Source organism: Clostridium sp. LIBA-8553 (assembly GCF_057782465.1).
This window is the reverse complement of the sequence record NZ_CM173489.1, coordinates 513,302-538,924: the sequence shown is the minus strand read 5'-3', so window position 1 is coordinate 538,924 and position 25,623 is coordinate 513,302. Positions and strand designations below refer to the sequence as shown.

Sequence of the window (25,623 nt, the reverse complement as noted above, 5' to 3'; positions counted from 1 at the left end):
TCAAACTTCTTCCTTTTTATCATTTAAATATATAGAATAAAATGGTGATTTTTTAACCGCCAATCTATTGCTTAGTTTTCCATAAAAACTATTCCCAATAACTCCTCTGACAATAGTTTTTATTAATTCTTTTTTCTTATTTTTTTCTTTCCACGAATCTTCAAAATGATGAATAGCATAATTATTTATTCCAAAAAAATTATAAATAAAAAATTCTTTTGGATAAATTTTAACTTCATCTAAAACTTGAGTCTTATTATTCAACTTTAATCCTTTTTTAATAAAAAACTTTGTAAATAAATCATTATTAGGAACCTCTTCTAATTCTAATGTTTCATATAATTGAAGTAATTCATTAATGGTTTTGCATTTTTTTTTGCATCCAATTGTAGAAGCTGCTAAATTACAATCATACATAAATCCTAAAAACATATCATTACTTAAAAATTCGTCTAATGGTTTTCTTAGTTCAACATCTGTATCTAAATATATTCCACCATAATCATATAGTACTTTTAATCTTGCATAATCTGATACAAATGCCCATTTTTTCTCTTCATATGCTTTTTTAGTGTATTCATGTTCATAAACATTAAAGTTTTTTTCATTCCATTCAACTATTTCATAATCACTATATTTTCTCCAACTTTCTATACATTTTTTTATTTTTTCACTTTTTTCACCATTTCCAAACCAAAAATAATGAATTGTTTTAGGTATTTTCTCCATATAAGTCCTCCCTATTGCAACCTATAAAAATAAAAAATATAAAATATAAATATATATAACTTCTTCCTTGCATATAATTTATTGTTAATGATCCTATCATTGACGCTAATATAAAACTCATATACTTTAAATCATTTAATTTTAAACTTATTTTTATAACTTTAAAATTTATTAATATAAATAGTAAGCTTCCTATTATCCCATAACTTAAAATTAAATATAATATTGTATTATCAACAAAAGAGTAAATATAAAAATATTCATAATTATTTGCTAAATAATTATTCATACCACTACCAATTTCAAAAACACCTTTTCCTAATAAAAATTCTTTTACATTTAAATTAAGAAATATATTTTTCCACACACCATTTATTCTTTCATATAAACTACCTAATACATTATTATTACAATAAGTTAATATAAAGAGAGCTGCTGCTACTATAAAAATTGTTATTGTTAAAATAATTAACATATTTTTTCTTATAAAATTAAAATTTTTAGTGTTTTCAAGTAAAAATTTAATAAAAATATATACTATTAAAACAATCAAAATTGTTCTAGATGTTGATAAAATAATATTAACTACTGCTAAAAACTTATATATTTTTTTCTGATTTGAAATATCTATTAAAAAAAATGCAAAAAAATTACTTATTGCAAAAATTACAGAGTCACCTGTAACAGATGGAACTCTTAAATATTTTCCAATCTGCCATATCATGATTCCAGAAGCTTCATCTCTTCCATAAAAAGGACTACCCGTATAAAATATACTTGTCCATTTCCAACCTAATATAAATTCTAATACGGCTAAAATAAATCCAGATATTAAAAATATTTTAATTAATGCAGTTAGTTTTCTCATTAAAATTTTCTTTTCATTTATATTAAAAGAATTATTCATAATTAAAAATAATAATATGAAAGGTAATAAATTATCCCTTATTGCATAAAATATTTTTCCATCATCTATAGATATACATTGAAAAATAAAATTAAAAATATAAAAACAAGCTGCTATAAAAAATATATTAAGATTAATTTTTTTCTTCAAAAAAATATTTATCGTTAATATTGTTAAAATTATTATCAATATAACTTCTGGAAGTATCTTCTTAAAACTTAAAAACCCAAAATCAATAGCAATCTTAGTTAATAATCCATTAAAAATTATAGTTGCTACATAAATCACTATCAAAAAACTTAATATTTTATTGTTAAATTTCATTTTTCACACCATTTTGAACAATACTTGTTATAAACTCCAAAAAATTCACTCCTAAATTTGCACTACTATATTTTGAAATTATATTTTTTCTATATATTTCATCAATTTTTTTATAATTAAATAGTTTATTTTTCAAGTTAATAATAGATTTCTTATTTTCATCTTCTATTTTAAAATAATCAACTCCATCACTTAAAACTTCCTTGAAAATATTAATGTCACTAACTATACAAGGCTTATTAAAACTAATTGCTTCAATTGGTGGAATACCAAACCCTTCTGCTTTCGAAGGAAAAACAAAACAACTACAATTCTCTAATAATTTATTTTTTTCTGAACTTGATATATATCCTTTTAAAATTATACTGTTATCTACTCTATTAATTTCATCAATTTTTTCTTTTATTTTATTATCTCTAATATTTCCAGCAATATATAATAATTTTTCTCCTCCTTCTTCTCTATATAATTTAAAAGATTCTATTAATAAATCAACTCCTTTTCTTTTTTCAACATTTCCAATATAAAGAAAATAATTACAATCATCATTTTTTATTTTATTGTTTTTTACATCTACTATATTATAACTTACAAACTTTTTCTTTTTTACAGATTTTTTAAAAGCTTCCTCAACATTATTCTTCGTATCTTCAGATACATAAATAAAAGCATCACTTGCATTTATTGTTCTATTTATACAAAATCTAAAATATAATTTATATATTAATCCATAATATTCTGGTGTTGTTATTGGAAATATATCATGTATTGTCGTTACTATTGCTCCAAATGGATTTTTAATATTAATAGGCATTATATTGTTTGGTTCCCAAAAAATATCTGGTTTAATTTTAAATATATTTTTTTGAATATATTTAAAGTATTTATATACATCTAAATTTTTATCTACTTTTTTTCCATAACATATAACATCTATTCCTATTTTTTTTAATTGATTTAATTCAAAACTTTCTAAAACATCTGAAATTAATATAATTTTAATTTCATGATCTAAAATGGATTGTATAAAATTAAATGTATAAATTCCTATTCCACTTGGTTTGCTAGATAACTTTCTTACATCTATTAATATTTTCATTTCTAACCTCATTAAATTCACTTCAAAATTTTATCAAATTCTTTCAAAACATTTTTCCATTTATATTTATTTTCTATAAATTTTTTTGCTCTTTCAGACGAATCAATCAATTTTTTTTCATCGTCAATTAACTCCTTTATAATATTTATCATTTCTAAATCATTTTTACAAATAAACAGACCATTACCTTCATTTCCACAAATACCCTCCGACCCTATTTCATTAGTAACGACAGGTAATCCCATAGCCATAGACTCTAATACTTTAGTTTTAACTCCCGATCCATATGTTAATGGAGCCACAGAAATCCATGCACTTTGAACATGTTCTCTTAAATCTTCTACAATCCCAGTAACTTCTATATTACTATTTTTCATTTTTAATAAATATGATTCACTACATTTTCCTACTATTTTGAACATTAAGTTTGGATATACCTTTAGTAATTTATTAAAAATATTATCTATAAAATTGTCAACAGCATCTCTATTATGTGAAATATACATATTTCCTAAAAATACAATTGTTGGATTATCAGCCTTAGCTACAACTCTTTTAGAATAATAATCATAGTCTACTCCTATTGGTATAGTAATTGCTTTATTAAAATTCATTAACCTATTATATTGATTAGCTTCTAAATATGATACAAATATAAAGTCATCAAAATGCTTGCCTAAATCACACTCGTATTTTCTTAATAAATTAGCCTCACATTTCAAAATATATTTTGCTATTCTTTTATTTTTGATAATCTTAGAAAATACTTTAGGTACCTTATCTGAAAACTGTCCTAATATATTAGAATTTTCATTTATACTCTTACATTGTCTATAATATCTATTAGATATCAAGTCATTCATATCTAATACTTTTTTTATCCCATTTAATTTTTTTAAATATTCCGCTGTTCTCGCCATATCACAAATAACTATTTCATAATTGTTTTTTTTTATAAGTTCTTCTATAGTTCTCTCATTTTTATTATCGTAATACAATGACACTTGAATAGGCCATTTTTTTAGTATTAAACTATTTTTTAAACAATTTGAAACTTTTTTTATAAACTTAGGATACTTTGCGTAAAATATATTATTTATAAAATCTAATTTAATTTCATTATTTATTTCTTTCTTGCTATTTCTAAAACAAAACAAATCTATTTTACATCCAAATATTTCATTTAACCCTTTGCAATAATTATATAGAACAACTTCCCTACCACCTGTTATTGGATATATCTCTCTAGTCATTACATATAAAATTTTTTTCATTTTTTCCTCACTAACAATATTATAATACTTCTTTATAATCTCTAAGATTATCCATATAATCTTTTTTTACAATAAATATTGTATCTTCTGTTTCCACAGTCATAATTTCTTCAACTCCAATCATAACTACTTTTTTTTCTTTATTGATAGCCATATTAGATTTTGATTCTATAACTCTAACATTTTCATTAATAATGTTGTTATTTTTATCTTTTTCTCTGTATCTTTCTACAGATCTCCAAGTTCCAATATCATCCCATCCTATGTCACTTGGAATAACTCTTATTTCATCAGCATTTTCTAAAATTGCATAATCTACTGATATTGAATCAGTATTTTTATAATTATTATTTATAAATTCTTGAAGTTTTTCTTCATCAACCTCTTCTATTCCTTTTAAAGCTTCATAAGTATTAGGAATGTGTTCTTTCACTTTGTTTATTATATTATCAACAGTCCATAAGAACATTCCTCCATTCCATAAATATGAACCATCTGCTAAATATTCCTCTGCTTTCTCCTTATTAGGTTTCTCAACAAATTTCTCTACCCTTATTACTGCACTATTATTTACTAAACTTTTTTCTTCGTCAAATTTAATATATCCATAACCAGTTTCTGCTCTATTAGGAGTCATTCCTAGTGTAATAATTGACTTATCATTCTCTTTTAAATAACTCTGTCCATCTAAAAGTATCTCTCTAAATTTATCCTCATTACTTATTAAATGATCCGAAGGTAAAACAACCATTGTTGCATCTTTATAATATCTTTTAATAACTAAAGCTGATAAAGCTATACATGGAGCTGTATTTCTTCCTTCTGGCTCAACTATTATATTCTTTTCTGGTAATTCTGGTAATTGTTCTTTCACCAAAGCAATATACTTTTCACCAGTACATACAAAGATTCTTTCTATAGGAATTATAGGTTTAACTCTATCTATAGTCATTTGTATCATAGTTTTTTCGCCTATAAGCTTTAAGAATTGTTTAGGTTTTTTTTCAGTTGATAAAGGCCAAAATCTTGTTCCCTTACCTCCTGCCATTATTAATGCACATAACATATATTTTCATCCCCTTTGATCTAACTTGCACTTTCATCTCCAAAAAGTACAAAAAATGTTTTAAAAATTAACTTTATATCTAACCATAGATTTCTATCATGAACATACTTTATATCTAACTTCATCCAATCTTCAAAATCTATATCATTTCTTCCCATAACCTGCCAATAACATGTTAGTCCTGGCTTCACTTCTAATCTTTCTAACATCCATGGATCAAACTTAGCTACTTCCTTTGGAAGGCTTGGTCTAGGTCCAACTAAGCTCATTTCACCCTTTAGAACATTTATAAGCTGAGGAAGCTCATCTATACTAGTTTTTCTTATGAACTTTCCAACCTTAGTTATTCTAGGATCATGTTTCATTTTGAACATTGGGCCTGACATTTCGTTTTGTTCCATAAGTTTAGCTTTTAACTCTTCCGCATTACTAACCATTGATCTAAACTTGTACATATTAAATTCTTTTCCATACCGACCAACTCTGTTTTGTGAAAATAACACACTCCCCTTGCTATCTTCAATTTTTATAGCTATTGCTACAATTAAAAACACTGGACTTAATATAATTAATCCAAAGCCTGATCCAAAGATGTCTATCACTCTTTTTAAAAATAAGTATCCCTTGTTTCCTCGATCTACTTTTATATTTTTATATTCCTCTTGAATCTTCTCTACAGATTCATACATCAAGCTTTCCCCCTAACCAACAAATTTTAATCTTAACATCTATACTCTTTTATTTACTGAAAACTTATCTTTACTTTTAGTAAAATAGTATTGAATACATACACTCTAAACTTTTAAATATTTTTACTTTTTTTACATGATAAATGACAACTTAACACTTCAATATAATTGGAGTGTTAAGCTGTTTTATTTTAACTATTAATATTTTTTATAATAATGATAGTATTTTCCCCTTTGAGTCTCTTCTCCATTAAATACTGTTCCTATTATATTAGCTTTAACTGCTCTTAAGCCTTTCACAGCCTCAACTACAGCATCTTTTTTAGTTTGTCCATACTTTACAACTAATATTGTTCCGTCTACCTTTGTTGAAAGGATTTTTGAATCTGTTACAGCATTTACTGGTGGCGTATCTAATATTATGTAATCATATTTTTCTTCTAATTGACTTATTAAATGCTCCATAGCCTTCGATGCAAGCATCTCCGCTGGATTTGGAGGAATTGTTCCAGATGGTAATACATGAAGTCCTGATTCATGTTTATATACTACTTTACTAAATTCGGTACTACCAATTAAAAATTCTGACAACCCAATAGAATTACTTATTCCAAAATTTTTATGTACAACTGGTTTTCTTAAATCGCAATCTATAAGTATTACTTTTTTTCCATCCTGTGCAAAGGAAAGAGCTAGATTTCCACTAGTTGTTGATTTTCCTTCTCCTGGTTCTGAACTAGTCATAACAATTGACTTAACAGGATTATCAAAAGATGAATACTGTATATTTGTTCTTAGCGTCCTATAACTCTCAGCTGCAACTGACTGAGGATTACTCTCTAGTATTAACATTCACTTTCCTCTCCTTAAATATCAAGATTATTATAGTCTGGAATCGCTCCTATTATAGGTAAATCCAAAGTTTTCTCTAGTTCTTCTCTTGATTTAAATGTATTGTCTAAATATTCAAGTAGAAGCACTACTCCAACACCAACCATAAGTCCTAAAACAAAAGCAATAATTATATTAAGCTTTTTATTCGGACTAACAGGATGCTCTGGAAGTTGAGGGGCTTGTATTATTTGAATATTTCCATTTGGAATAAGTTTTTTAGATTCAGCAATAAACTCATTATTTATTGCTTCTGTAACTTCTAAAACTTCCTTTGGATTTCTACCTTTATATTTAAGATCCAATATTTGAGTATCCGCACTAGGTGTAACAGTTAAATTTTCTAATATTCCTTTAATTTCTTTGGAATCATAATTTAATCCAGCATTACTAACAGCCTTAGTAACCAAATCTGAAGTCTTTGCAAGCTCTGCATATGTCTTCATAAGCTGTTGATACATCATTACATCATTGTTATTATATGCATTATTATCTTGTGATTCCTGCTTACCAATAAAAAGCTTAGTTGATGCTTCATATTGTGGTTTTATAACAAAAAAACTTAATATTGCTGAAATTAAAGTTACCCCAATAGTTATTAAAGCTATTAATTTCCACCTTTTCTTTAAAGCGTAAGCAATTTCTTGTAAGCTTATAGTATTCTCTTCCATGAAACCTCCTATTTTATTAAGTATTTCTTAAGCAATTTTTAATATAGTTTTTATTATATTAACAAAATATCTCACTTAAATATAATATACCAAAATAAAATTTTCATAAAGTGGTTACATTTTCTTAATGTATTATTAATTTCTTTTTTTATTTATTTAAATTATTAAATTTAAATAAAAATAAAATTAAAATTAAAAAAAATTACTTTATATTACATGTAAAATTTTGGAGTAATATCATATTAACTTTTTTCAAACCAAATTAATACAAATTTATATTTATACATATTTTATTTTTTAATTTTTTATACTTTTATTAAGTTTTATAACTTAAATATATCTATAATTTCTTTTTAATAATTTGACTTTTTTCTACAAAAATATTTTTGTAAACTTTTTGTTAACTTATTTTTGAAAACATTTTAAACAAAAAAAATATATCTTTCTGATAATATAATCAAAAAGATATATCCTGAACTAAATATTAAATTACCTATTTTATCCTACCAAAACCACGTCTAAATATATAAAATTGATAAACACTTACCCTATTTTAAACAACTTGTTTACTGTAATCTTATTTACCAAACTACATTTATTTTCTTAAAAGTTTTAATATTCTTATCTATCACTTAATAATTCATAAAGCTATATTTTTTCAGCTTTATTTTTTATATTAGCAAACTACTTTCAAAATAAAAATCTTTTAAATCATGTGATGAACAAAAGAACTAAATTTTTATCTCACTCTTAATTTGCTTAAAAAATTTATTATTAATTAAAATTTCCTTCATAAAATAGAGAATTCTATCTTCTTTTAATAATTCATAATCAATATAAAAACTTTCATTTATTATATTCTCTATATTTTTTCTTCTATTAATCAAGCTTTCCCCTTCTATTCCAACAATTCCTTTCTCCCATTTCTCTAAATTGTCATATACCACAATTCTTTTAACTTCTTCTAGAACCTCTCCAGAAAGGCTTTCCATAATAGCCATAACCCCATCTTCAAATTCTTCAATGTTAATTTCTTTTTTCATTGATTCAGGATTTAATAAGTATGAAAGTAGCTTTTCTTTTATAATACATTCAAGGATATATTCTGGACATAAAACACCTTCTGCTCTTCCTTTATAGTTATAGACTATTTTACTATTAAAACTTTCTAGCTCCTGCCAATTTGATGAATTGATAAGCTTTATGAATTTCTCTCTAAATGTTTTATTTATGGATAATCCTAAATATACTAACTTTTCATATTTATAAGAAGGCTTACTCCACTCCAAAACTACTTCTTTATCTTCCTCATAATCGATTATTAACTTTTCAAGATTTCTAACTGTTTCATAAACTGAAACTTTATTTTCCTCAAAGGATTTTTTTAAGCTTAAGAATACATCCTTTAAATTAGAATCTTCCCTCTCTGCCCCTAGACTAATTAAAGCTTCTATATTCTTTTTATCTTCAGAAGCTCTCTTCTCATCCTTATAAGCAAACTCTCTATTTAATATAATCTTGTCTAAACTATTTAGTAAAACCCCTTTATTAATTAATTTATTCTTATATATTTCTTCTCTTACACTAATAAATTTATCACCAAAGTATCCTTCTTTTCCTATGGAATTTAAAAGAGAATCTAGCTTTCTTATTGCAGCATTCACACTCTCATAATGACTAAAATTATAACCGCTACATTTCTTATATTCCTTTTCCTCTTTATCTTCCTTATTTTCTTTATATTCTCTACATTTTATATATTCTCTATACTTTCTATCTTCTCTATTTTCAAAATAACCTTTTGAACTTTCATCTTCAATAAAACAAAGTCTACTCTTATTTAAATATCCATTTATTATTAAGTATTTTAATATTTCTTCATTATATATACTATTTTCATTTTCTTCTAAAACCCAAAGTATTCTATGAGAATTAACCATATTTTTTCTTACTTCATTAGAAATACTCTTTTCATTATTTAATTCATCTTCATAATAAGATAATATAAGATTCTCAAATTTTTCTTCATCATTAATCCATAAAGGCTTAAAATTCCCCTTTATTCTTATTCCATTAATTAATGGTTTCAATGTTATTCCTCTTAATTCCTCACTACTACTTGAAAAACACTCCAAAATCCTAAAAAACTGTTCTCTCAAATGCTGATCTGGCTTTTTATTAATTAATTCTAAATCAACAAGATCCTTCTCTAACTTTTCCTTTGAATCCTCTTCATCTTTTCTATAGGATAAACTAAAATAAACAGATGCCATAGAAGATATGCTCTTTAAATCATTTAACCTTAAATTCTCCTCTTCAACATATGATGATTCATATTCATTAAATGATCTATCCTCACCATATAATTCACATTCATCAACTAATCTACCTTTGGCATATAATTCACCTTTATCAAATGACTTATCTTCATCAAATAATTTATCTTCACCATATAATATATTTGCATCACATAATTCATCCTTATGACATAACCTATCTTTATTAGAAAAAACAGCTTCTTTACCACATTCTCTATCTAAAATTTTAAGAGTCCACTTTGTTTCATTTCCAAGATTCTTAGCTTCTTCAAGAAAATTCTTTAATATATTCACTCTCTTATGTTCTACTTCTTTAATAATCTCTTCAATTAAGCTATTAAATCTTTCAGAAAACTCTTTATCCTCTTTAGTTAAAAATTTATAATAAGCTTCCTTTATTAATTCATCCTTATTATCACCATAAATAAAATTTGTCTTCTTATTAATATTACAAAATCCTATCCATGAATCCTTAGCTAAGTTTTTAACTTTTTCTGTTATTTTATTATATAGTGAATGAGTTTCTTCATTAATATATGCAAAATCATTTCCTAATTTAAAATTATAAAATAATAAGTTAAAACTATTTTCTCCATGTCTTCCTTCAGTTAAATTTCTATATATGCTTAACTTACTTTCTTCATTTGTCTCATCATTGGAGTAAAGGCCATATTTATTATTTAACTTTTCACTTAAAAGCAAAGCTTCTATTGAATAATATATATTCTTTTTAAGTTCATATGTTAAGGCTTCCTTTGATAAAAATGTACATACGAATTCAAGTTCATTTGATTTATTACAAATATGCGCTTCAAAACTTCCCTCCATATTAATGCTTCTATTCACTTCTAAAAAATTTGTTTTTACTGATCCTATGTATTGAGACAGTATTCTTTTTATAGATTTATTTCCTTTTCCTATTAATTGAATTTTTTTATCCTTATACTCACATATTTTATTTAAGCATAAATTTTTGCCATTCTCCCTTCTACTCTTTAATGGAATATACTTCTCTAATATATCCACTTTAAAATCATCATATAATCCATTTTTAAAGATAGTATTATCAAAAACAATATCAACAGCCTTTTTACTATACATTGTCTTACATTTTAAATACCCATTAAAGTCACCATAACACTCCTTGTTATTTATGATGCTTTTAATTTCATCAACTATCTCTTTGGCCTTATCATAATCTTTTCCTACATCAGCTCCTAAACTCTTAGTAATGGACTTTACATTGCTCTTACTATCCACCAGTAGTGGATGCTTAAAATTAACAGTAAAAACTCCTCTGTTTTTAGGTTCCAGCAAAGAAACGCTTCTTTCCTTTTCTAATCTGTTCATAAATTCACCTATTCCCTCAAATTAAACTTAAACTTCAAAATAATATTTAACATAGTTTATTTTTCTTTAACTTAAGGCTCTATTTTAAGTCAATGTTAATTTTAAGGTTATCCTACAGCTCGCTCTGAAAATCAACACTAGTTTAAAATATAGCCTAACTTAATTATATTAAATAAGCTTGATTCATTTTATACGCCACTAGCGTTTTTAATAATAAGTTTAAATATTGAAGAAATAAAAAGATGATATATCAAAAGCTACTTAAAATAAAACTTATCCCCTTTCCCCTAGGATTATTAGATAATCTAATAGTTTATAGGTTTTATTCTTTTTCACTTTGACATATCATCTAAAAAGTAAACTATCTATTTATAATCTTTCATTGCTTCTCTAATCTTTTTTAATAAGCTATCTTTTCTATGTCTAACCTTCCCATAAGTCATTTCATCTCTATGCTCTTCATAATATTTTTGTAGATTTCCTCTGTCCTTATGAACATATAATATGAATTCTCTGTCACTCTTAGGTAATGATCCTAATACTTTTATTAAAGCTCTTATTCTTTCCTTTTCTATATACTCATCCTCTATAGAAATCTTATCTTCAAGAGTATCCTTAATAATAACTCCAGATCTAGTGGGTTCTTCTAAGCTTGAAAAGTTTTCATTGTTATCCTTTTTTCTGCCCATTGTTCCAAGCTTATTTTTAACATTAGTACTTACAAAGAATATAAAATCTGAACCAAAATCTCCATCGAACTTATGAACTGACTCAATAACAACACATCTAGCAATCTGCTCCAAATCCTCAAGGGTATACCCATTTAAAAAGAATCTAGATGCATGCTTATGAATTAATCCTTCATATAACCCTATGATTTCTGCCATAGCATCCTTATTTCCATCCTTTGCTCTTAAAATAAGTTCATTGATTGCAGCTCTATTTCCTTTCTTTGCATTTTCTCTAAGCCAAACTAACCCCTTGCTTCTTAACTCACTTACCCTTCTTTCCATAACTCATACTCTCCCCTAACCTAATACCTATCATTTTCTTAATTTTAAAACCTCTCAAATCAAAAATTCATCTGATAGCTACTACCTATAAAATTTTCATTTATACAAACAAAAATTTTACTTTCTTAGAGTATTTAACTTTAAACTTAGAAATCCTATCATTCTAAATAAATATTTTTCAGTTATGTTATTTAAATCTATTTATCGCAAGTTATTTTACATAACTTGTACTGTTATGTTATTTATTGTAAATTAATTTTATCATTATAAATTCTAAAACTCAATGAAAAAACTTATTATTTTCTATATTTTTACAATAAATACATAAATGAAATAGCTTATTCTTTTGCTAGTAAAAGTAAAGAAAATAAAAATACTCTCCTCACTAAACAATTCTTTTATTAAGTAAACTAAATCCTACATTTATAGTAATAAATAAGTCTTCACTATATAAATATGAATTAAAGTTAGAAAAAGCTATGAAAATTTAAAATATTCCTAGATATTTTTACATATAACTATTTTTCTTATTTTCATTCTCTAACTTCCTAAAACGCAAAAATTATTCACGATATTATATGATATTACAAAATCAACTATAAATAGCTGTATAAAGACTAATAGAAAAATTAAAATTTCTAATAATGAAGTTATAAGCTTAAAACAAATAGTTAAATTAAATAGGAAAATGATAAATAAAAAAAGACATAATTAGGACATGAAAAGAAGTAACTGAACATCTGTAACTCATAAAATACGTGTTTTACTTCTAAAGGTTGCTTTAATATATTCCTGAAGAAAACTTAAAGATTTATAAAGAAATTATGTTTAAAATTTATAATAATAAAAAAATATAGACCAACACCGCATAATAAATCTAAAAATCTTAGAAAAAATTTTAAAACGTAATTTTACAATTTCTAATATTAATGAGAAATGTGAATTAAATATACTTTGTATAAATATCCAAACTGATTGATGATATTATTTAGATTGTGTATTCTATTACACTCTAATAAAATAGTGGAATGCTCCCTCAACAAAATATTGCCAATTATTTTGTAATATTAGAATTGAAAAATTAATGTTCTCTTTAATCAATACATAAAAAATATATTGCTTGATATAATAACTAGAAAGTTCAATTGAAACAAAAAAAGCACTTCAGTTTAATATTGAAGTGCTACTTAGAAAAATAAAGTTTTTTAGCTGTATCTACTTTATTAGCTTCACAGAATTTTAATAAATACCCTTATTTCTATTTTAAAAACTGTTTAATCCTTCCTTTCAAGGTAATAAACTCTTTAGTTCTAACAAATATACATAAACAGATTAAAGTAGGTATTGTAAATACTATTATTGCTTTTAAGATTAAACTTAGCCAACCAGTTACTAAAATGCTTTTTGTTATTTTTACTGTAACAAAAGATGTTGTTAATAAAATAGTAAAATTAATTAAATGTAATCTAAAATATTCTTTAACTGACTCATTAAAATATGTTTTAAAAAGAAGAATTGGTTCATACCAAAAATATGTGCTTAATTTTGCTAATGCTGAAGCCAAAATTATTCCACCTATTCCAAACTTTAATCCCAATAATACTGATAATATAATATTTATCAAAGCAGTCATCAACATCACATACTTAGTTTTTATAAATAAACCAGTAGCTTCTCTATAAGACCAAATCGGCGGTAATACACATGATAAATAAAAATTAGCTAATATAGCAATTAATGTGAAATTATCTAATATATAATTTTCTCCAATCCATAATATAATAAAATCATTTATTAAAATATATAAACAAATAGTGCATATAATTCCAATTATAAAACTAAACATCTGTAATAACTTAAATACTTCATATTTTTTTTCAAAATCTTCCTCTAACATCAAATTTCCTATACTAGCATTTAAAGAACTGAATATAGTTGTAATAAATCTACTTATAGTACTTATAATCATATTATAATTTGAATAATATCCTACAAATACAGTACCAACTATTGTAGAAATTAAAATATTATCAGTTCCATTAATTAAAACACCAGATATTTTATAAAGAAATACTGCTTTAATATTTAAAAAAATATTTTTCTCTTCTTCACTACTCAATTTATTATCACCTTTTAAAAACGGATATATTTTATCTGCTTTATATGATATAAATAAGTTATTTATAAATGTACTAAAAATTTGTATTATTAAATAAATAATATAATTTTTAGTAACAAATAAAAATATTGTTTGTAATATGATTCTAATAATATTTATTACTGTAGAATAAGTTGATAGTATATATCCCTTTTGATCGGCATTAATAACAGATGATTTGTACACAAATAAATATGAAACTACAGAATTGATTAAAAATAGTATGTAGTACAACTTTAAATTTTCTATAGGATTTTCTATATTTACTAAATCATTTAAAAACGGAATTAAAGAAATTCCAATTATAGCAACAGCTAATGCTATTATTCTGTAAATTTTTCTATAGAAGTTAACTAAAGCTACAATCTTTATATTATCATTTTCCTTTAATGGTTTATAAAAACTATATATCATTGCACTACCTAATCCTAAATCAGCTAATGATAGCATCATCAATATATCTGAAAATAAACCATTAATTCCTAAATATTCAGCTCCAAGCACTTGTATAAAGATAGCTCTACTGAAAAAATTTAGAAACATAATTGCTATTTGATTCCCTAAAGAAAAAACTATATTCTTTATAGAATTATATGTTCTACTCTTATACTTCATAATATTCCTCTAATTACTAAATCTTTTACAATAATAAAGCTTTTTTTAAATCTTCAAATTTATTTTTACAATCATTAAAAACTTTATCCTTATTATTTTGTTCTTTTAAACTTTCTACTAAATCTTTAAGATTATTAATCTCACAATAATCTATTAATTTAATATATTCTAAATCTTTAAGCCAACATTTATAGCTTTCCTCAATCTTGTGATTAGAATTTTTTAGTACTATACATGGTGTTGCTGTTATTGCACAGAAAATCATGCCATGTAATCTATCTGTTATAACAACCTCAGCACTACTTATAGTTCTCCATATTTTGGTCAATTCTTTATCTCTTTCTTCAATAGAAACACTTTTTTCTAGTATAGTATCTGTTACTGTTACCTTTTCAAAATTTTCATTTAAAATTGAATATATTTTCTTTGTATCTTCTTCACTAATATTCTTTTCTATATCTCTTCTTAAGCAAGTTACTATTCCTCTTCTTTTGTTATTATTTCTTTTATCTAAAAACAAAACTATATCAGGAGTTAATATTATATTGTCTTTTTTAAATGTGTTAGTCATAATTTTATATGATTTTTTTTCTCTAGCAACAATTTTAATATTATTATGTTTATTATAAACCTTCTTACTTTTACTTAATTCTTTTTCTCCATATGACGTTTCTGTAAAACATATAGTTTGAGGAAAAGATATAATCTTATTATTCTTAAATTTTTTTATTATATAACGTCTTATATATTCTTCCCCAATATACAAATCTCCCATATTTCCACCACCAGGTATTATAATTATGTCATCATTTGATATTATTTTTTTCAAATTTTTAGTTTGACTTAAAACTTTTGATAGTGGTATTTCTACAATGTCATAAGATGGTAAAATATTTTTCACAAATTCTTTTTGTGCATAAACAATTGCATGATCTCCTAAATTTTCATGTTCAGGAGTCTGCATCATAAAGATTTTTTTCTTTTTTGTTTTTTTTAATAAAATATCATTTTCTTCTTTAAAATTGTTTTTTAATACTGATTTATAAAATCCTAAATTTTTAACCAAAATTTTTATATTATTAACCATTTGATACTCCTAATTTGTTAAAAAGAATTTTTCTTATCTTAATCAATCTTTTATAATAAAAATATAAAATCAATTTATTTTTTAAAAATTTCAACAATAAATTTTTATTATTACTTGATTCTAAATAATAACCAATTTCTTTTTCCATAAATTTCAAATATTTTTTTTCATGAATTCCTGAAAGTTCAATATAAATTTCAATAAGATTATTTATTTGTAAAGATAAAATTTCTTTAAATTCATCGCATTCATTGTTTAATATATTAATTAAACTTTTTATAACTTCTAATAAACTTTTATAATTTTTTTCTGAAACAGCTTTTTTAGTTATGCTATTCATTCTTTGTCTATATAAATAAAATGAATTATTTTCATATTTTACTTTTTTAGCTTTTAATAATACTCTTGTCATAAACTCTTCATCCTCATAAATAATACCTTCTTTAAACAGCAAATTATTACTAATAAGAAAATTAGTATTATATATGTCATCCCAAACTTGTACACAATAATTCCTATTTTTTAGTTGAAGTTTTAGCATTTCAAAACCATTCATAATATTAGATTTAATAATTTCATTGCATCTTTTATTTTCTACTACATACTTTTCATCAAACTTTTTATGATTACACAGTAAAATATCTAAATTATCTCTTTTTATATTACTAACCAATTCATTTAACGTATTTTTTTTCAATTTATCATCACTATCTAAAAATAATATATATTTTCCTTTTGCATTCTTTAATCCTGTATTTCTTGCTGATGATAACCCTAAATTTTTTTGATTTATAATTATAAATCTATTATCCAAAAACTTCTTTATTCTTTCCATACTTTTATCAGTTGAACCATCATTAACTATTATTACTTCAAAACTATCTAAATTTTGATTTAAAACAGATTCAATACATTCTTCTATATATTTCTCAACATTATAAACAGGTATTATAATACTTAGATCAACCATTATTCCTCCATCAATTACATTCATTTGTGTATTTACCAATTATTTTTATTTTTTTACTGACACCTTTTAAAAACCATTCATATTCTAAATCAATATGTCCTATATCTATTGCTTGAAAACCTAGTCTAAATAAATCATAAGCTAAAATTGTAGCCGTTGGTCCTAATGAAATTAGTATTAATTTATTCTTTTCAACTGTTTTTACTCTCTCAATTATTGAATTATATTCGAAAAAAGCATTTTCAGCAGAACATTTTATTCTTTCCACCTTCTTGCAATATTTAAACAAATCATTACCTTCACCTAAATTACTTTCTTCCCCTTCAACAATTACAATTTCTTTATCATTCCAAATTTTCTTTAAGTTTTCAAATTTTTGTTTAGAATTTTTTTTATCTTTATAAATTATATACGGCCTTGAAATAAATGAATTATAATAAATTTTTTCTTTACTTAATAATTTAATCCATTTTAATCTGTTAAAAGTTAATACTTCACTCCAATAAAAAACTGATTCTTTTGTATACTTTTCCAAATCACTAAATACATCGGGTAATCCAACAATAAAATTTTTCTCATTACTTTTCAAAATTTCTTTTAATCTAATACTTAATAACTCATTATATTCTTGAAATCCGATATCTTTTCCAAATATTATTCTAAATTCACCATCTCCATATCTAGCTAATGAACACTTTTCATCTATTATTCTTTTAATTAACTCATTCTCATCTTTTATACTAGGACAATTTATTAAATGTCTAAATAAATTGTTTATATTTTTATATAAATAATACAATACTTCCTTTGTATACTTATTACTACATATTTTTCTATAAAAATACTTTATTCTTTTCAATTATTGAATCTCCTCCTATATTAGAAATTCCTAAAAATAAAAATATCCAAAATGAAAAGTTGAAATAAATATTAGAGCTTAATAATAGAACTGGACACCAAGATACTAATATCATTAAAGAAAAAATTTTAAAATATATATTTTTACTTACAATTATCTTTACTATTGAATTTAATACAAATATAAGAATTATAATACTTCCAGTAATACCATAATAAATTAATATATCTAAGAAAATATTGTGTGTGTATATTCCATATACAGCTTCATAGCTTCCCATTCCATTTCCTAATATTAAATTCTCTGATATAATATTTTTTGCATTTTCCCATAGTTCATTTCTGCTGTTTAAAGATATATTATTTCCATTCAACGCTGCTAAAAGTGTGTTTATTGAATAACTATTTATTTCATACGATTTCAATACTTCTGATATTATTTTCAATATACTTCTTAAATTAAATATTAAAAATAATACTACTGTATAAATAATTGTATTTTTAATATTAATCTTTTTGTATTTTTTAGATAATATATATATTAAAAAAATATATATTATACTAGCTAAAAAAGCTCCTTTATTAGCAAATATTAACAATTCAACTAATGCTATAATTTCTAATATTATAAACTTTTTATTTTTTTCTATTTTTCTTTTAGTATGTAAACCTATAAAGCATGGTAACATTCCATTAAACCCAAAATTCATATAAGTTTCAGATAAATTATAATCATAAAATGGATCTAAAAAATATATAAAAAATATTAAAATCGAAAAGTTGCAATAATAATATATAAATTTTTTACAATCCTTAGAATTCGAGAATAAAATTAATGGAATAACAGCATATATACAAAAGTTATAGAAATATTTAATCATATATGAATTTTCTCTTAATAACATATATATTAAATTAACTATAAAAACAATTATAATAAAAAATATGGCTTTTAAATTTTCTTTTCTTAACTTTAGTTTATTATTATATAGATATATTGATATAATTATAATTAAATTAATTAATAATATTAATTTTGAAGCTTTTCCTACTCTATTATTTATAGGTTTTAATATTATTGAACTTAAAATATAATAAACAAATAAAAATTCATTAGAAATTTTATTTAAGAAATTCATATTTTTTTCCAACCTTATTTTTGGAATAAACTAAAAAATCCAAATTAACTGCTAAAGGATATTTTATAAATAATTTTAAATAAACCTTCATAGCGTGTAATATTCTCCAATTTTTCAAATGACTTAATATTACACCCCTTCCTCTGCTCAATATTATTAATTTTTTTTCATCTTTGCTAAATAAATTTATTTTGTCAATATTATCGTTAAGATATTTCCTTATTTGTTGTTCATTATCAATACTGTTAGGGAAATTACTTCTATCACTTATATCAAATTCAACTAATACATTATTCATAGCGCCGATTTTATGTCCTTTACTAAAATATCTTAAAAGAAATGCTGCTTCTTGATGTTTTTTATAAGATTCATCCCATCCTTCAAATTCTAAAATTACATTTTTCCACATCATTATGCTATTAGTGTATATCAAATTTCTTCCACTTAAAATTTCTAAACTTAAATCTCCTGATAACATACTAGGAATTATCTTATTATCTCTATTACAAGCACAATAAACTGCTTTAAAATCTGTATTTATTCTCAAAAATTCAACTTGCTTTTCTACTTTTTCAGGATAATACCAATCATCATCATCTAAAAATGTTATCAATTCACCATTACTATTATAAATTCCAGTATTTCTTGCTACGGATCCATTGCTATTTTTTTTATGTTTCAAATATATAATGTTTTTATTTCCTTTATAACGTTCCATAATTAAAGAAGTTTCCTTCCTAAATATTGAATTTTCATCATTATCATCTACAACTATAATTTCTATATTTTTATAAGTTTGATTTAAAACAGAATCAATAGCTCTTGTCAACATTTCTGAACGCTTATATGTAGTTATAATTACACTAACTTTTATCATAACTAACTCCTCTTATTCTTATAATTCTATATATTATTTAAATTTAAAATTGGTTCACGACCAATAGAATAATAATTTAATTTTCTCTTTTCTACTTCATCAATTTCATAACAATTTCTTCCATCAAAAATTATTGATTTTTTCATTAATTCTTCATATTTAGATAGACTTAATGTTTTTATTTCATTCCATTCAGTAAATATAAATACAGCATCTGCATTAACTAAGGCCTCTTCTGGAGTATATGCATAATTTATTTGATATGGACAAACTTTTTTAAATTTCTCTATTCCAACAGGATCATATGCTATTATTTCCGCCCCCTCATCTATTAGTCTTTTTATATTAGGTATAGATGGTGCCTCTCGTAAATCATCAGTACCAGGCTTAAAAGTTAAACCAAGTATAGCAACTTTTTTTTCTCTAAAACTTCCTAAAACTTTTTTAGCATTTCTAAATAATTTATACTTTTGATTTTCATTTACTTCTATAGTCGCTTTTATAGTCTTTAACTCATATCCATGATCGTTTGACAGCCAATGTAATGCTTTTGTATCCTTTGGAAAGCATGAACCTCCATATCCGAGTCCAGCATTTAAAAATTTATCTCCTATTCTTTTGTCATAACTCATTCCACTTACTACATCTTGTATATTAGCTCCAACTATTTCACATAAATTAGCTATTTCATTTATAAATGAAATTTTTAAAGCTAAAAAATCATTTGATGCATACTTAACCATTTCTGCTGACTTTCTATTCATAGTAACTATTGGTTGGTTAAATACACTATAAATTTCTTTTAATATTTTTTCAGCTTTTTTTGACTCAACCCCTATAACTATTCTATTAGCATATAATGTATCTTTTACTGCACTTCCTTGTGCTAAAAATTCTGGATTCGAAGCTACTTCAAATATAATATTATTTTTTTTATGAATATTTAAATACTCTTCTACTTTATCATTTGTTCCTATAGGTACTGTTGATTTTACTACTATTAAACAATCCTTCTCTGCATTCTCAGCTATTTGCTTACAAACATCGAATACATAATCTAAATTTGCAGATCCATCTTCTCTTTCTGGAGTTCCTACTCCAATAAACACCACATCAGCAAATTTATATGCATTTTTATAATCAGTTGTAAAATTAAGTCTCCCATTTTTATAATTTTCAACTAATATTTCTTCTAATCCTGGTTCATATATAGGTGAAATTCCTTTTTTCATAATTTCAACTTTTTTAGTATCTATATCAACACATGTAACATTATGTCCAACTTCCGCTAAACATGCTCCTGTAACTAATCCAACATATCCTGTACCTGAAACTACTATTTTCATTTAATCCTCTCCCAATTCTCTTAAATACATATTTTTTCCTATTATCATAAATTTAATAGCATTTATCATGTTTATTGTTTTATAATATTTCTTATATTTTCTTATAGCAAATTGTAATATAAAAATTAAAGACATTTTTTTTGACATTGCTGTAAACGCAGCTCCTTTTGATTTAAAATAATCACTATTGTATCCTTTAAACCAAGTAGAATTACCTACATATAAATCTGCAATTTTTAAAGGTATATACTTTATTTTCAATCCATTTTCAATACATCTAAAAAGAAATTCACTTTCTTCCCCCATAAAATACTTTGCACCTGACCCTAAAAGTTCATTAAAACATATATTTTTCTCAATTATAATGTTTCTTCTAAAAGCTATTTCTACTGATGAAATTTTCATACTAGATATATAGTTTATTTTTTTACTTTTCAAAGGATATTTTTTAAACTCCTTATCAATTCCTTCTACTTGAAATGCTATTAAATCATAATCTTTATTTTCATCGAATGCATCCAAAATTATTTTTTCCATATTATCTAAATAAATTAAATCATCATCCGCTAATATACAAATTTCTCCTAAAGACTTCTCTAAAGCTAAATTTCTACTTTTGCTCAATCCTTTAGTTGTAGAATCAATTCTTCTTATTTTTTTTCCATCTTTAATAATTTCTTCATCTGAGTCAAAATCAGTTTGATTTATTATAAGACAATTATTTTTTATGTTCATTTTTTCCAATATATCAAAATTACATCTATTCATTGTTGATAGTAAAATTTCAAACTTCATAAAATTCTCCTTAATAAATTAACTGTATTTCTTTATACTATTAATTGAAAATCTAGCTGTATAATATAATGATTTTATAAAGTTTAACTTTTCTTCTTTAAAGAATATATTAAACAATGGTATAACATTTTTAAATTTACTTGACGACCTACTTCCTTTTGAAACTCTATATGTTGCTAAATTTTGATTTATCCCATAAGCAACCTTTGATTCTTTAAGTAACTTTAACCAAGTCAAATAATCCTCATGCCTATCAAAATTATAAAATTTAAAATTTTTTAAATATTTTTTATCAATTATAACTGTATCGCATGACATGTAATTCTTGAAAAACAAATCATTATAGCTTATTTTATCTGGTACACTAAAACTTCTTATTTCTTTTCTGTCCATAAATAATATTTCATATGAAGTAAAAGACACAGCTATTTCTCTACTAATCATATAATTTATTTGGACCTCCAATTTATTATTTCGCCATATATCATCACTATCCAAAAATGCTATAAATCGCCCTTTTGCATTATTAATAGCCACATTTCTAGCATTAGCCGGACCTAAGTTTTTCTCTAACTTAATAAGTTTTATTCTTTCATCTTTTTTTTGAATATTTTCTATAATATTACATCCCAAATCAATTGAACAATCATCTACAATTATTAATTCCCAATTGCTATATGTTTGCATCATTACACTCTTTACACTTTCCTCTATGTATTTCTGTGAATTATACATAGGCATTATTACTGAAACTAATTCCATTTTTTATTTATTACTCTCCTTCTTTTATACCTTCGCTCTTAGCTACTTTAAATACAGTCATGAATATTATTTTTATATCTATAAAAAAACTTTGAATATCCATATATTCTTTATCTAAAGTGACTTTTTCTTCTAAAGGAATTTCATCTCTTCCATTTATTTGTGCCCATCCTGTTAATCCTGGAACTAATTTCTGAACACCCACTCCAGTTCTCATTTCTTTTAAATCATATTGATTATAAAGGGCCGGTCTAGGCCCCACTATACTCATTTCTCCCTTTAATATATTTATAAGTTGGGGTAATTCATCTAAGCTTGTCTTTCTAAGAAATTTCCCAACAGGAGTTATAAATAATGATGGATCTTTTAGAAGATGGGTAGCTACATTAGGTGTATCTACTCTCATAGTTCTAAATTTTAAGATATAGAATTCTTCATTATCTTTTCCTATTCTTCTTTGCTTAAAAAATATTGGTCCCTTTGATGTTAATTTTATTATTAATGAAATTATGAATATTAATGGAGAAAAAACTATTAGTGCTATAAGACTCATTAAAAAATCAAATATTCTCTTCATCCTCTTCATTCCCTCTTTCAATTAATGTTGCTGCTATCTCTAAATTAGCTCCTTCATTATTTTCCTCTTTATCTAGTCTCTTGTAAGTTGGTACAAACTCCTCAATTTTATCTTTTAGTTCACCTTTACTTCCGTACTTGCTTATATATAAAAGTTCATCTATATTTTCTTTAATTTCTTCAAAATCAAAATCTCCAGGTTTTCCAATAAATATTTTTTTATGTGGAGTCTCTTTTAATCCTTCTTCTTCCATAAGAAGCTCCTCATAAAGCTTTTCTCCTGGTCTTAATCCAGTTATTTCTATATCTATCTCTTCAAAAGGCTCATACCCTGATAATCTTATTAGATTTTGTGCTAAGTCATATATCTTAACCGGTTTTCCCATATCTAAGACGAAAATTTCTCCACCCTTAGCATATGCTCCTGCTTGAAGAACAAGTTGAGCAGCCTCTGGAATTAACATAAAATATCTTGTTATATATTTATTAGTTAATGTAACTGGACCACCTGCTGCTATTTGCTTTTTAAATAGTGGGATTACTGATCCATTACTTCCAAGAACATTACCGAACCTAACTGCCACAAACTCTGTTTTACTTTTCTTATTTATAGCCTGTACAATCATTTCACAAATTCTCTTAGTTGCTCCCATAACATTTGTAGGATTAACTGCCTTATCTGTTGAGATTAAAACAAATTTTTCTACATTATATTTATCTGCACACTCAGCTGTATTTAAAGTTCCCTTAACATTATTTTTTATAGCTTCTCCTGGACTATACTCCATTAGAGGAACATGCTTATGAGCAGCAGCATGAAATACTACCTGAGGTTTATATCTTTCAAAAATATAATCCATTCTTAATTTATCTCTTACTGATGCTATAACAACCTTTTTATTTAATTTAGGGAAACTTCTATTAAGTTCATTTTCTAAGTCATAGGCATTATTTTCATAAATATCTAAAATTATAAGTTCTTTTGGATTAAATAATGCTATTTGTCTACATAATTCTGAACCTATAGAACCTCCTCCACCAGTTACTAGGACTCTCTTATTTCTTATATAATCTCTTATTTCATCCTTGCTTAGTTTTACTTCTTCTCTTCCTAAAAGGTCTTTTAAATTAACATCTCTCATCTTTGTTAAATTGACTTTTCCACCTATCATTTCATAAACTCCAGGCATAATTTTTATTTTAACTTTAGTTTGTTGACATACTTCTATGATTCTCTTTTTCTCCTCTGAGGTAATTGAAGCTATAGCTATTAAAATTAAATCTACCTTTTGATTTTTTACAATTTCTTTTATTTCATTTCTATTTCCTAAAACCTTAACCCCATTGATATAAGTACCTAACTTACTTCTATCATCATCTATAACTCCTATAGGTTTAAATCCAGCTCCAGTTTCTCTTTTCATTTCATTTATAACTAATCTTCCACAAGAACCAGCTCCTACTATAAGAACATTCTTTTTTTCTTCTATTCCTCTTATGGTTCCATGAACTATTAACCTTCTGTACATTCTAAAAGAAAGCCTAAATCCTATGGTTAAAACCATGGTTAAAACACCAGCTAATAATATTATCATTACAGGCACTTTTTTATTTACCAATAACATTAATACTAAATTTAATAAACACCCAATACCACAAGCTGCAGTTCCCTTCATAAATTCATCTATTCCTGCAAAGTCCCATAAACTTTTGTACATTTTAAACATTCCAAATAAAACCAAATATATAAGTACTATTATAGGCATCCATTTTAAATAGGTTACCCAATGCTCTGTTGGAATCTCCTTAAGACTTGGTCTATGAGTAGAAAACTTTACAAGCATTATAGAAATATATGATATATTTATCAGTAGCACATCTACCAATAAAATTAGGAAACTTTTTAATTTGCTTACCCTAGACACCCTTACTTTACCTTCTTTCTTAATAAAATAACCATTTATTGTATCGCTTTTTTGTAAAATGCTACTTTTTTAAAAAAATTTTACAAATCAAATCATAAATTTATTAAATATATAACTTTTGAATTAAGTTCATATTACTTTTTCATCTGAATTAATTTATTTGAAGCTTCATATTATAAATTCA

General features: G+C 24.2%; 21 protein-coding genes. All 21 read right to left on the bottom strand.

Annotation, left to right across the window (positions count from 1 at the left end):
• Positions 1-729 carry a glycosyltransferase family 32 protein gene (locus tag AC2JAQ_RS02255; protein WP_488457705.1) on the bottom strand — a complete coding sequence of 243 codons (729 nt, stop codon included), beginning with the start codon at positions 727-729 and terminating at the stop codon, positions 1-3.
• Positions 713-1,960 carry a hypothetical protein gene (locus AC2JAQ_RS02250; protein WP_488457704.1) on the bottom strand — a complete coding sequence of 416 codons (1,248 nt, stop codon included), beginning with the start codon at positions 1,958-1,960 and terminating at the stop codon, positions 713-715. The genes AC2JAQ_RS02255 and AC2JAQ_RS02250 overlap by 17 nt, the downstream gene beginning before the upstream one ends.
• Positions 1,950-3,059 carry a glycosyltransferase family 4 protein gene (locus AC2JAQ_RS02245; protein WP_488457703.1) on the bottom strand — a complete coding sequence of 370 codons (1,110 nt, stop codon included), beginning with the start codon at positions 3,057-3,059 and terminating at the stop codon, positions 1,950-1,952. The genes AC2JAQ_RS02250 and AC2JAQ_RS02245 overlap by 11 nt, the downstream gene beginning before the upstream one ends.
• A gap of 17 nt (positions 3,060-3,076) precedes the next feature.
• On the bottom strand, positions 3,077-4,333 hold the full coding sequence (locus tag AC2JAQ_RS02240) for a glycosyltransferase (protein WP_488457702.1): 1,257 nt from the start codon (positions 4,331-4,333) through the stop codon (positions 3,077-3,079).
• A 19-nt stretch (positions 4,334-4,352) separates the two neighbouring features.
• Complete coding sequence (locus AC2JAQ_RS02235; protein ID WP_488457701.1) at positions 4,353-5,399, bottom strand: mannose-1-phosphate guanylyltransferase; 1,047 nt, start codon at positions 5,397-5,399, stop codon at positions 4,353-4,355.
• 20 nt (positions 5,400-5,419) lie between these two features.
• Positions 5,420-6,088, bottom strand: a complete 669-nt coding sequence (locus tag AC2JAQ_RS02230) for a sugar transferase (RefSeq protein WP_488457700.1) — start codon at positions 6,086-6,088, stop codon at positions 5,420-5,422.
• A 198-nt stretch (positions 6,089-6,286) separates the two neighbouring features.
• The gene (locus tag AC2JAQ_RS02225) at positions 6,287-6,940 is read right to left on the bottom strand and encodes a CpsD/CapB family tyrosine-protein kinase (protein WP_488457699.1); all 654 of its coding nucleotides are present in this window, start codon (positions 6,938-6,940) and stop codon (positions 6,287-6,289) included.
• A gap of 14 nt (positions 6,941-6,954) precedes the next feature.
• The gene (locus tag AC2JAQ_RS02220) at positions 6,955-7,650 is read right to left on the bottom strand and encodes a YveK family protein (RefSeq protein WP_488457698.1); all 696 of its coding nucleotides are present in this window, start codon (positions 7,648-7,650) and stop codon (positions 6,955-6,957) included.
• Positions 7,651-8,381: 731 nt separating this feature from the next.
• Complete coding sequence (locus tag AC2JAQ_RS02215; RefSeq protein WP_488457697.1) at positions 8,382-11,318, bottom strand: hypothetical protein; 2,937 nt, start codon at positions 11,316-11,318, stop codon at positions 8,382-8,384.
• A 365-nt stretch (positions 11,319-11,683) separates the two neighbouring features.
• The gene (locus AC2JAQ_RS02210) at positions 11,684-12,331 is read right to left on the bottom strand and encodes an RNA polymerase sigma factor (RefSeq protein WP_488457696.1); all 648 of its coding nucleotides are present in this window, start codon (positions 12,329-12,331) and stop codon (positions 11,684-11,686) included.
• Positions 12,332-13,589: 1,258 nt separating this feature from the next.
• The gene (locus AC2JAQ_RS02205) at positions 13,590-15,104 is read right to left on the bottom strand and encodes a lipopolysaccharide biosynthesis protein (RefSeq protein WP_488457695.1); all 1,515 of its coding nucleotides are present in this window, start codon (positions 15,102-15,104) and stop codon (positions 13,590-13,592) included.
• Between the two features lie 25 nt (positions 15,105-15,129).
• Positions 15,130-16,191, bottom strand: a complete 1,062-nt coding sequence (locus tag AC2JAQ_RS02200; protein WP_488457694.1) for a polysaccharide pyruvyl transferase family protein — start codon at positions 16,189-16,191, stop codon at positions 15,130-15,132.
• Positions 16,184-17,161, bottom strand: coding sequence for a glycosyltransferase (locus tag AC2JAQ_RS02195; RefSeq protein WP_488457693.1), 978 nt, complete (start codon positions 17,159-17,161; stop codon positions 16,184-16,186). The genes AC2JAQ_RS02200 and AC2JAQ_RS02195 overlap by 8 nt, the downstream gene beginning before the upstream one ends.
• Positions 17,162-17,171: 10 nt before the next feature.
• Entirely contained in the window at positions 17,172-18,020 is an 849-nt protein-coding gene (locus AC2JAQ_RS02190) for an SP_1767 family glycosyltransferase (protein ID WP_488457692.1), read from the bottom strand.
• A complete protein-coding gene (locus AC2JAQ_RS02185) occupies positions 17,995-19,158 on the bottom strand; it encodes an O-antigen ligase family protein (protein WP_488457691.1) in 1,164 nt (387 codons plus the stop codon). Before AC2JAQ_RS02185 ends, AC2JAQ_RS02190 begins: the two co-directional genes overlap by 26 nt.
• Positions 19,142-20,035, bottom strand: coding sequence for a glycosyltransferase family 2 protein (locus AC2JAQ_RS02180; protein WP_488457690.1), 894 nt, complete (start codon positions 20,033-20,035; stop codon positions 19,142-19,144). Before AC2JAQ_RS02180 ends, AC2JAQ_RS02185 begins: the two co-directional genes overlap by 17 nt.
• Before the next feature lie 26 nt (positions 20,036-20,061).
• Positions 20,062-21,381 (bottom strand): UDP-glucose dehydrogenase family protein, encoded by a 1,320-nt coding sequence (locus AC2JAQ_RS02175; protein WP_488457689.1) that lies wholly within the window; start codon positions 21,379-21,381, stop codon positions 20,062-20,064.
• On the bottom strand, positions 21,382-22,176 hold the full coding sequence (locus AC2JAQ_RS02170; protein WP_488457688.1) for a glycosyltransferase: 795 nt from the start codon (positions 22,174-22,176) through the stop codon (positions 21,382-21,384).
• A gap of 18 nt (positions 22,177-22,194) precedes the next feature.
• Entirely contained in the window at positions 22,195-22,938 is a 744-nt protein-coding gene (locus AC2JAQ_RS02165; protein WP_488457687.1) for a glycosyltransferase family 2 protein, read from the bottom strand.
• Between the two features lie 10 nt (positions 22,939-22,948).
• Positions 22,949-23,515, bottom strand: a complete 567-nt coding sequence (locus AC2JAQ_RS02160; protein ID WP_488457686.1) for a sugar transferase — start codon at positions 23,513-23,515, stop codon at positions 22,949-22,951.
• Complete coding sequence (locus tag AC2JAQ_RS02155; RefSeq protein ID WP_488457685.1) at positions 23,499-25,439, bottom strand: polysaccharide biosynthesis protein; 1,941 nt, start codon at positions 25,437-25,439, stop codon at positions 23,499-23,501. The genes AC2JAQ_RS02160 and AC2JAQ_RS02155 overlap by 17 nt, the downstream gene beginning before the upstream one ends.
• Between the last annotated feature and the right edge of the window lie 184 nt (positions 25,440-25,623).

Excerpts from the sequence above, each read along its gene's own strand:
- AC2JAQ_RS02255 (WP_488457705.1), bottom strand. The coding sequence starts at position 729 with ATGGAGAAAATACCTAAAACAATTCATTATTTTTGGTTTGGAAATGGT.
- AC2JAQ_RS02250 (WP_488457704.1), bottom strand. The coding sequence starts at position 1,960 with ATGAAATTTAACAATAAAATATTAAGTTTTTTGATAGTGATTTATGTA.
- AC2JAQ_RS02245 (WP_488457703.1), bottom strand. The coding sequence starts at position 3,059 with ATGAAAATATTAATAGATGTAAGAAAGTTATCTAGCAAACCAAGTGGA.
- AC2JAQ_RS02240 (WP_488457702.1), bottom strand. The coding sequence starts at position 4,333 with ATGAAAAAAATTTTATATGTAATGACTAGAGAGATATATCCAATAACA.
- AC2JAQ_RS02235 (WP_488457701.1), bottom strand. The coding sequence starts at position 5,399 with ATGTTATGTGCATTAATAATGGCAGGAGGTAAGGGAACAAGATTTTGG.
- AC2JAQ_RS02230 (WP_488457700.1), bottom strand. The coding sequence starts at position 6,088 with ATGTATGAATCTGTAGAGAAGATTCAAGAGGAATATAAAAATATAAAA.
- AC2JAQ_RS02225 (WP_488457699.1), bottom strand. The coding sequence starts at position 6,940 with ATGTTAATACTAGAGAGTAATCCTCAGTCAGTTGCAGCTGAGAGTTAT.
- AC2JAQ_RS02220 (WP_488457698.1), bottom strand. The coding sequence starts at position 7,650 with ATGGAAGAGAATACTATAAGCTTACAAGAAATTGCTTACGCTTTAAAG.
- AC2JAQ_RS02215 (WP_488457697.1), bottom strand. The coding sequence starts at position 11,318 with ATGAACAGATTAGAAAAGGAAAGAAGCGTTTCTTTGCTGGAACCTAAA.
- AC2JAQ_RS02210 (WP_488457696.1), bottom strand. The coding sequence starts at position 12,331 with ATGGAAAGAAGGGTAAGTGAGTTAAGAAGCAAGGGGTTAGTTTGGCTT.
- AC2JAQ_RS02205 (WP_488457695.1), bottom strand. The coding sequence starts at position 15,104 with ATGAAGTATAAGAGTAGAACATATAATTCTATAAAGAATATAGTTTTT.
- AC2JAQ_RS02200 (WP_488457694.1), bottom strand. The coding sequence starts at position 16,191 with ATGGTTAATAATATAAAAATTTTGGTTAAAAATTTAGGATTTTATAAA.
- AC2JAQ_RS02195 (WP_488457693.1), bottom strand. The coding sequence starts at position 17,161 with ATGGTTGATCTAAGTATTATAATACCTGTTTATAATGTTGAGAAATAT.
- AC2JAQ_RS02185 (WP_488457691.1), bottom strand. The coding sequence starts at position 19,158 with ATGAATTTCTTAAATAAAATTTCTAATGAATTTTTATTTGTTTATTAT.
- AC2JAQ_RS02180 (WP_488457690.1), bottom strand. The coding sequence starts at position 20,035 with ATGATAAAAGTTAGTGTAATTATAACTACATATAAGCGTTCAGAAATG.
- AC2JAQ_RS02175 (WP_488457689.1), bottom strand. The coding sequence starts at position 21,381 with ATGAAAATAGTAGTTTCAGGTACAGGATATGTTGGATTAGTTACAGGA.
- AC2JAQ_RS02170 (WP_488457688.1), bottom strand. The coding sequence starts at position 22,176 with ATGAAGTTTGAAATTTTACTATCAACAATGAATAGATGTAATTTTGAT.
- AC2JAQ_RS02165 (WP_488457687.1), bottom strand. The coding sequence starts at position 22,938 with ATGGAATTAGTTTCAGTAATAATGCCTATGTATAATTCACAGAAATAC.
- AC2JAQ_RS02160 (WP_488457686.1), bottom strand. The coding sequence starts at position 23,515 with ATGAAGAGAATATTTGATTTTTTAATGAGTCTTATAGCACTAATAGTT.